The sequence below is a fragment of the Streptomyces sp. 8K308 genome, from assembly GCF_004348315.1.
Classification (GTDB): Bacteria; Actinomycetota; Actinomycetes; order Streptomycetales; family Streptomycetaceae; genus Streptomyces.
This window is the reverse complement of sequence record NZ_SMKC01000357.1, coordinates 1-7,038: the sequence shown is the minus strand read 5'-3', so window position 1 is coordinate 7,038 and position 7,038 is coordinate 1. Positions and strand designations below refer to the sequence as shown.

5 protein-coding genes are annotated in these 7,038 nt (G+C 73.6%); 4 read left to right on the top strand and 1 reads right to left on the bottom strand.

The features are described 5' to 3' along the window. Positions 1-25: 25 nt before the first annotated feature. Complete coding sequence (locus E1265_RS31010; protein ID WP_243741238.1) at positions 26-2,413, bottom strand: helicase-associated domain-containing protein; 2,388 nt, start codon at positions 2,411-2,413, stop codon at positions 26-28. A 181-nt stretch (positions 2,414-2,594) separates the two neighbouring features. Here E1265_RS31010 and E1265_RS31005 point away from each other — a divergent pair, with 181 nt between their 5' ends. From E1265_RS31005 to E1265_RS30990, 4 genes are all read left to right on the top strand, one after another. Further along, positions 2,595-5,189: an ATP-binding protein gene (locus E1265_RS31005; protein WP_132934299.1), complete on the top strand. Its 2,595-nt coding sequence runs from the start codon at positions 2,595-2,597 to the stop codon at positions 5,187-5,189. Next, positions 5,164-5,847, top strand: coding sequence for a response regulator (locus tag E1265_RS31000; protein WP_132934298.1), 684 nt, complete (start codon positions 5,164-5,166; stop codon positions 5,845-5,847). Before E1265_RS31005 ends, E1265_RS31000 begins: the two co-directional genes overlap by 26 nt. A gap of 30 nt (positions 5,848-5,877) precedes the next feature. Further along, positions 5,878-6,279, top strand: a complete 402-nt coding sequence (locus E1265_RS30995) for an OB-fold nucleic acid binding domain-containing protein (protein ID WP_132934297.1) — start codon at positions 5,878-5,880, stop codon at positions 6,277-6,279. A gap of 70 nt (positions 6,280-6,349) precedes the next feature. Then, positions 6,350-7,027, top strand: a complete 678-nt coding sequence (locus tag E1265_RS30990) for a DUF3159 domain-containing protein (RefSeq protein ID WP_243741239.1) — start codon at positions 6,350-6,352, stop codon at positions 7,025-7,027. Positions 7,028-7,038: the final 11 nt, after the last annotated feature.

Sequence of the window (7,038 nt, the reverse complement as noted above, 5' to 3'; positions counted from 1 at the left end):
GGTGGGGGGGAACGCCGTACGGCCGTCAGGGGGCCGGCGTGGCGTTCGTCAGGCGGGAGAGGGTGAAGTCATGATCGCGACGATGCTCGTGGCACCAGCCGTACAGCGCCCCCGGCGGGTCGAGCGTCAGCTCGTCCATCGCACAGCGGCGCGGCCTGCCATGCTCGTCTGGGTGTTCGAGCAGGACCCGCGAGCCGGTGTCCACGCCACGCGCCAGCTCGCCGATCGCGTCCGCGGAGAGCTGTGGCGCCGCCTGGCGGAGGAAGTCCTCGGAGCGTTTCGCAGCCACCAGCAGCTGGGCCACGATCCGGTCGAGGCGCTCCGGCTCCGGCCGGCCGACGGAGGCCGCGTAGCCGCGCTGGCCGGGAAGGGGCGCGTGGCGGGCCGGTTGCGGCGCCGGCTTGGGGCGTTCGGTGCGTTCGACCTGGACGGTGCCGTCCACCGCCTCGGTGACCGGCGCGTAGCCGGCCGTCCGGAGGGCGGCCAGTGTCTCGGGGGCCGGGGTGCGGCTGACCAGGACTGTGGGGGCCAGCTGGCGCAGACCGAGAGGGGCAAGCTTGCGGTGGTAGATGATCTCGGTCAGCAGGGCTGGTTCCGGCGCGTGGATGACGCAGCCGGCCGAGACCACCCGCAGCTGGCCGTGGCGCCGGGCGGTGTCGGCGATCAGGTAGCGCAGCGGTTGGGGGAGCTGGCCGCCGTTGAGCCCGGTCAGCTCGGCCTCGATCGAGGCGGCGGTGGAGCCGGCGTCCAGGCCCCGGCGGATGCTGCCCTGGGTGAAGCGCCAGACCGAGGCGGCGCCGCGCGACTCGCGGTCGGCGACCGCGTCCAGGGCGCGTTCCAGGCGGGCGGAGGGTGCGCCGGCCACCACGGCGGTCAGGTCGCCGCCGATCCTGGCCCGCTCGCTGGCGGCCGGCAGCAGTTGCCGCGCGGCCTCGACCAGCGCCGTCTCCTCGTCGGCGAGCAGCGCGGTGCCGAGCGGCGAGAGCGCGCCGTGGGCCAGCACGCCGAGTCGGGTCGCCTCGGCCAGCAGGGTGGTGAACGGCGGGGTGTCCTCGTCGAGCCTGGCGGCCAGCGGCCGGTGCCAGGAGACCAGCGCGCCGAGCGTGGTCGGATCGGCGGCGCCCCTGCCGGCCGGCAGTCGGGACGCGGCGTTGAGCAGGGTGCGGCGGGCGATGGTGACGTCCCTGCGCGGCGGGAGTTCGAGCAGCGCCGGCAGCGTCCTGCCCTCCCGGTCCCTGGTCCTGGTGGGGGTGGCCGGCACCGAGCGCCAGCCGCGCAGCAGCGTGGCGGCGCGGTGCGCCGGGTCGCCGGCGAGCCACGCGTCGTAGTCGGCGGTGGCCGGGAAGCGCTCCTCGTCCCGGCAGAGCAGCCCGGCGGCCCGGCCGAGTTCGAGGGCGAGCCGGACGTCGGTCTCCGCGCAGCGCGCCGCCTTGCCGAGGCGCAGCAGCTCGCGCGGGCCGACGCCGCCGGCCTTCCGCCGCTCGGGCGGGCGCGCCGCGCACTCGGCGAGCACCGCGGCCGCTCGGTCGAGGAACGCGAACGCGGAGGCGGCCGCCTCCTTGGCCACCGCGTCGGCCGGGGCCGACACCAGCGGCGGGGCCGGCGGCACGGCGGCGAACGGCGCCCGCCACTCGGGGCCGCGCAGGATCAGCGCCACCTCGGCCGGCATCCGGGCCGGCACCTGCCCGTAGCGCGGCCGCACCAGCAGCCCGCGGTCGAGGGCCCAGCGCAGCCCGGGGAGCGAGCTCGGCACCGGCTCGGTCCGCACCGTCCGGCTGTGGGCGAGCAGCAGCTCCTGGGAGGCCGCCGGCGCCATGGCCACCAGGTCGCGCACCAGTTCCGGGTCGGTGTGGTGCGCCAGCAGTGTGTCGAGCCGGCGCTGCCTGGTCTCGGGCACCGTGAGCCCCAGGGCCTCGACCATCCCGCATAGCTCGTCGGTGGTCTTCTCGTCGAGCAGCTCGGCGAGCCCGGTGCCGAGCCCGAGTGGGGTCGGCCAGGTCCTCGCCACCTGCTCGGCCAGGTGCCACAGACCGCGCTCGTCCTGCCAGGCCAGGGCGTGGCCCGCCAGCTCGGCCAGCGCGAGGTCCAGGCCACGCGCCCCCTCGCCGTCCGCGTCGCGCAGCAGACCGGCGAGTCGTTCTCGTGCCACCCCCGAGCCTATGGCGCCCGAGGCGGCGAGCGCCTCGGCCACCTGTAGGCAGCGCAACGGCACCCGGGACATGGCCCGGGCCACCGACGCCTTGTCCAGCAGGCGGGTGGCCAGCTCGCCGAGGTCGTTCGGGGCGTACGGCTGGAGCGTGTCGGGCCGGGCCGCGAGCAGGGCGCGTAGTTGCCCCGCCGGCAGCCGGCCGAGCCAGGTGCTGAGCGGGGAGCCGGGGAAGGCACTGGACGACGACGTGCTGATCGAACTCACCTCTGACCGTGTTGCGACGCTATGGAGTCGAACGGTCACCGTATCGGCCCGGTCGTCCCACCGGGGCCAAAACGGGGAAACTATGCCCCCCTCACCCCCGGTGTTGATTCATACGGGACCCTGACGCCCGCGCTCACCGCGATCACCTGGTGCTTCGTCGGCGAGGTACGACAATGGGGTCATGGCACGCCGCGGCAAACTACGCATCTATGTCGGCGCGGCCCCCGGAGTCGGCAAGACCTACGCCATGCTGTCCGAGGCCCACCGCCGCGTCGAGCGTGGCACGGACGTGGTCGTGGCGCTCGTCGAACACCACGACCGACCCCGCACCCAGGTGCTGCTGCACGGCCTCGAACAGGTGCCGCGCCAGGAGATCCGCTGCCGCGACGGCGTCTTCGGGGAGATGGACACCGACGCCGTGCTCCGCCGCCGCCCCCAGGTCGCGCTCGTGGACGAGCTGGCCCACACCAACGTGCCGGGCAGCCGCAACGAGAAGCGCTGGCAGGACATCGAGGAGCTCCTCGACGCCGGCATCGACGTCGTCTCCACCGTCAACATCCAGCACCTGGAGTCACTCGGCGACGTCGTCGAGTCGATCACCGGCGTCCGCCAGCGGGAGACCGTGCCGGACGCCGTGGTGCGCCGCGCCGACCAGATCGAGCTGGTCGACATGGCCCCCGAGGCGCTGCGCCGGCGGATGGCCCACGGCAACATCTACGCCCCCGACAAGGTGGACGCGGCGCTCTCCCACTACTTCCGGCCCGGCAACCTGACCGCGCTGCGCGAGCTCGCCCTGCTGTGGACGGCCGACCGGGTCGACGCCTACCTGCGCCGCTACCGCGACGAGCACGGCATACGGTCCACCTGGCACGCCCGCGAGCGCCTGGTCGTCGGCCTCACCGGCGGCCCAGAGGGCTCCACCCTGATCCGCCGCGCCGCCCGGATGGCAGCCAAGAGCTCGGGCAGCGAGATCATGGCCGTCTACATCTCGCGCGCCGACGGCCTCACCTCGGCCTCGCCGCGCGAGCTGGCCGCCCAGCGCACCCTCGTCGAGCAGCTCGGCGGCACCTTCCACCACGTCATAGGCGACGAGGTCCCGGCCGCCCTGCTCGACTTCGCGCGCGGCGTCAACGCCAACCAGATCGTCCTCGGCTCCAGCCGCCGCAAGTCCTGGCAGTACGTCTTCGGGCCAGGCGTCGGCGCCACCGTCGCCCGCGACTCGGGTCCCGACATCGACGTGCACATCGTCACCCACGACGAGGTCGCCAAGGGCCGCGGCCTGCCCGCCGCCCGTGGCGCCAGGCTCGGCCGCTCCCGCATGGTCGCCGGCTGGCTGATCGGCGTGCTGGGCCCCATCCTGCTGACCCTGGGGCTCGCCCAGCCGGAGTCCGGCGCCGAGTTCGCCAGCGACGTGCTGCTCTTCCTCTCCGTCACCGTGCTCGCCGCCCTGGTCGGCGGCCTGCTCCCCGGGCTGTTCTCGGCGGCCTTCGGCTCGCTGCTGCTCAACTTCTACTTCGCCCGGCCCATCCACCAGTGGTCCATCGCCGAGGGCCACAACGTCGTCGCCATCGTCGTCTTCTTCGCCATCGCGGTGGCCGTGGCCACCGTCGTCGACCGCTCCGCGCGCCGCACCCAGCAGGCGGCCAGGCTGCGCGCCGAGTCCGAGACGCTGACGCTGCTCGCCGGCAGCGTGCTGCGCGGCGAGGACACCCTGGGCGCGCTCCTCGAGCGGGCCAGGGAGACCTTCGGCATGGAGTCGGCCGCCCTGCTCGAGACCGACCCCGACCGGCGGCACTGGACCTGCGTCGGCAGCGTCTCCGTGCCCGACCAGACCCCGGCCCGCCCGCTGCTGACCCCCGAGGACGCGGACGTCGACGTGCCGGTCGGCGAACACGCCACACTGGCCCTCTCCGGCCGGAAGCTGCCGGCCGAGGACCGCCGGGTGCTCACCGCCTTCGCCCTGCACGCCGCCGCCGTCCTCGACCGGCAGCGGCTGAAGTCCGAGGCCCACCGCGCCCACAAGCTCGCCGAGGGCAACCGCATCCGCACCGCGCTGCTGGCCGCCGTCTCACACGACCTGCGCACCCCGCTGGCCGCCATCAAGGCCGGCGTCTCCAGCCTCCGCTCGGACGACGTGGCCTGGTCGGAGGAGGACGAGGCCGACCTGTTGGAGAGCATCGAGCAGGGCGCCGACCGGCTGGACCAGCTGGTGGGCAACCTCCTCGACATGTCCCGGCTGCAGACCGGCACCGTCGAGCCGCTGATCCGTGAGATGTACCTGGACGAGGTGGTGCCCACGGCGCTCGGCGGCGTCCCCGAGGGCTCCGTCGACCTGGACATCCCCGAGACGCTGCCGCTGGTCGCCGCCGACCCCGGGCTCTTCGAACGCGTCGTCGCCAACGTCGTGGAGAACGCCGTCAAGTACAGCCCGGCGGACCGCCAGGTACTGGTGCGGGCCAGCAGCCTCGGCAACCGCGTCGAGCTGCGCGTGGTGGACCGCGGCCCCGGCGTCCCCGACAGCGAGAAGGCACGGATCTTCGAACCGTTCCAGCGGTACGGCGACACCCCCCGGGGCAACGGCGTCGGGCTTGGCCTCGCGGTCGCCCGCGGCTTCACGGAGGCCATGCACGGCACGCTGGACGCCGAGGACACGCCGGGCGGCGGACTGACCATGGTGATCACCCTGCCTGCCGCCCGCATCCCGGGACCGGCTCCCTCAGAAGAGACATCAGCAGAAGGAAGGGCGACCCATGCACCGGGTGCTCGTAGTCGATGACGAACCCCAGATCCTGCGCGCGCTCGTGATCAACCTCAAGGCCCGCAAGTACGAGGTGGACACCGCCGAGGACGGCGCCGCGGCGCTGCGGCTCGCCGTCGACCGGCACCCGGACGTGGTCATCCTCGACCTCGGCCTGCCCGACATGGACGGCGTCGACGTGATCACCGGCATCCGGGGCTGGACCCGGGTGCCGATCATCGTCCTGTCCGCGCGACACACCTCGGACGAGAAGGTCGAGGCGCTGGACGCGGGGGCCGACGACTACGTCACCAAGCCCTTCGGCATGGACGAGCTGCTGGCGCGGCTGCGAGCCGCCGTGCGGCGCGCCGAGCCGAGCGGCGCGGCCGAGGACGAGCCGACCGTCGAGACGGAGGACTTCACGGTCGACCTGGCAGCCAAGAAGGTCCACCGGCAGGGCAGGGACGTCCGGCTCACCCCCACCGAGTGGCACCTGCTCGAGGTGCTGATCCGCAACACCGGCCGGCTGGTCAGCCAGAAGCAGCTGCTCCAGGAGGTGTGGGGCCCCTCGTACGGCACGGAGACCAACTACCTGCGGGTCTACATGGCGCAGCTGCGCCGCAAGCTGGAAGCCGACCCGGCCGCGCCTCGCCATCTGATCACCGAACCGGGCATGGGTTACCGCTTCGAGCGCTGAGCCGTGGGTCGATCACGTTACGCTGAGAGCATGAGTGCCGAAGGCCGCCCCCCTCGGAGGCGGTGGAAGCTGTTCCCGTGGCCGGGCGCGAAGGGCGCGGACCGCGGCGACCTCGTCGGCGACGAGCAGCCGGCGGACGCGGGCTGCACGAGGATCCGCGACTGCGCGGAGGGCCCGGAGGGTCGCGAGGTGGTGCGGGTGTCGGGCACGCTGCGTGCCGTGACGCAACGCACGGTGGCCGGAATGCCGGCCCTGCAGGCGGAGCTCGACGACGGCTCGGCCTCCCTGGACGTGGTGTGGCTCGGCAGGCGCGCGATAGCCGGCATCGAGCCCGGCCGTGCGGTCGTCGCCTCCGGGCGGATCGTCAGGACGCACGGCAGGCAGGTGCTGTTCAACCCCCGATACCAGCTGCAACCGCGTGGACAGGAGTAGCCGAGTGAACAGACCGGAGAGTCGCACCGACGCCGGCCCCGACACCACCGCCGGGCCCGCCGAGCCCGAGATCGCCGACCAGACGCCTGACGAGGCGGCGACGCGCGCCGCGTTCTTCGAGGCGTTCGGCGGGGTGCGGGGCATGGTCGAGACGACGGTGCCCGGCCTGGTCTTCGTCCTCAGCTACACCATCAACCGCTCCATCAACATCTCGGCGATCGCGGCGCTCAGCATCTCCGCGCTGCTCGCCGTCTCCCGGCTGATCCAGCGGGACACCCTCAAGCACGCGCTGAGCGGCGTCTTCGGCGTCGCCTTCGGCGCGGTCTTCGCGATGATCTCCGGCGACGCGAGGAACTTCTACCTGCCGGGCATGCTCTACACCCTGGGCCTGGGGGTGGCCTACGTGGTCACGGCGCTGGCCGGCGTGCCGCTGCTCGGCCTCATCCTGGGCCCGGTCTTCCGCGAGAACCTGTCCTGGCGCACGCGCAACCCGGGCCGCAAACGGGCCTATGTGCGGGCCAGTTACGTCTGGGGCGGCATCCTGCTCGCGAAGTCGGCGATCACCTTCCCCATCTACTTCTGGGGCGACGCGACGCAGCTCGGCTGGCTGCGGGTGGCTCTCGGCATCCCGCCGTTCCTCGTCGCGGTCTACTTCACGTGGATCATCCTGGTGAAGGCGCCGGCGCCGATCGACGTGATCGCGGAATGGGAGGAACGGGAACGCCGCGAAGCGGCGGCTTCCGAGTAGGGGGTTTGCCC

Coding starts and splice junctions, on each gene's coding strand:
- E1265_RS31000 (WP_132934298.1), top strand. CDS start 5,164: ATGCACCGGGTGCTCGTAGTCGATGACGAACCCCAGATCCTGCGCGCG.
- E1265_RS31005 (WP_132934299.1), top strand. CDS start 2,595: ATGGCACGCCGCGGCAAACTACGCATCTATGTCGGCGCGGCCCCCGGA.
- E1265_RS30995 (WP_132934297.1), top strand. CDS start 5,878: ATGAGTGCCGAAGGCCGCCCCCCTCGGAGGCGGTGGAAGCTGTTCCCG.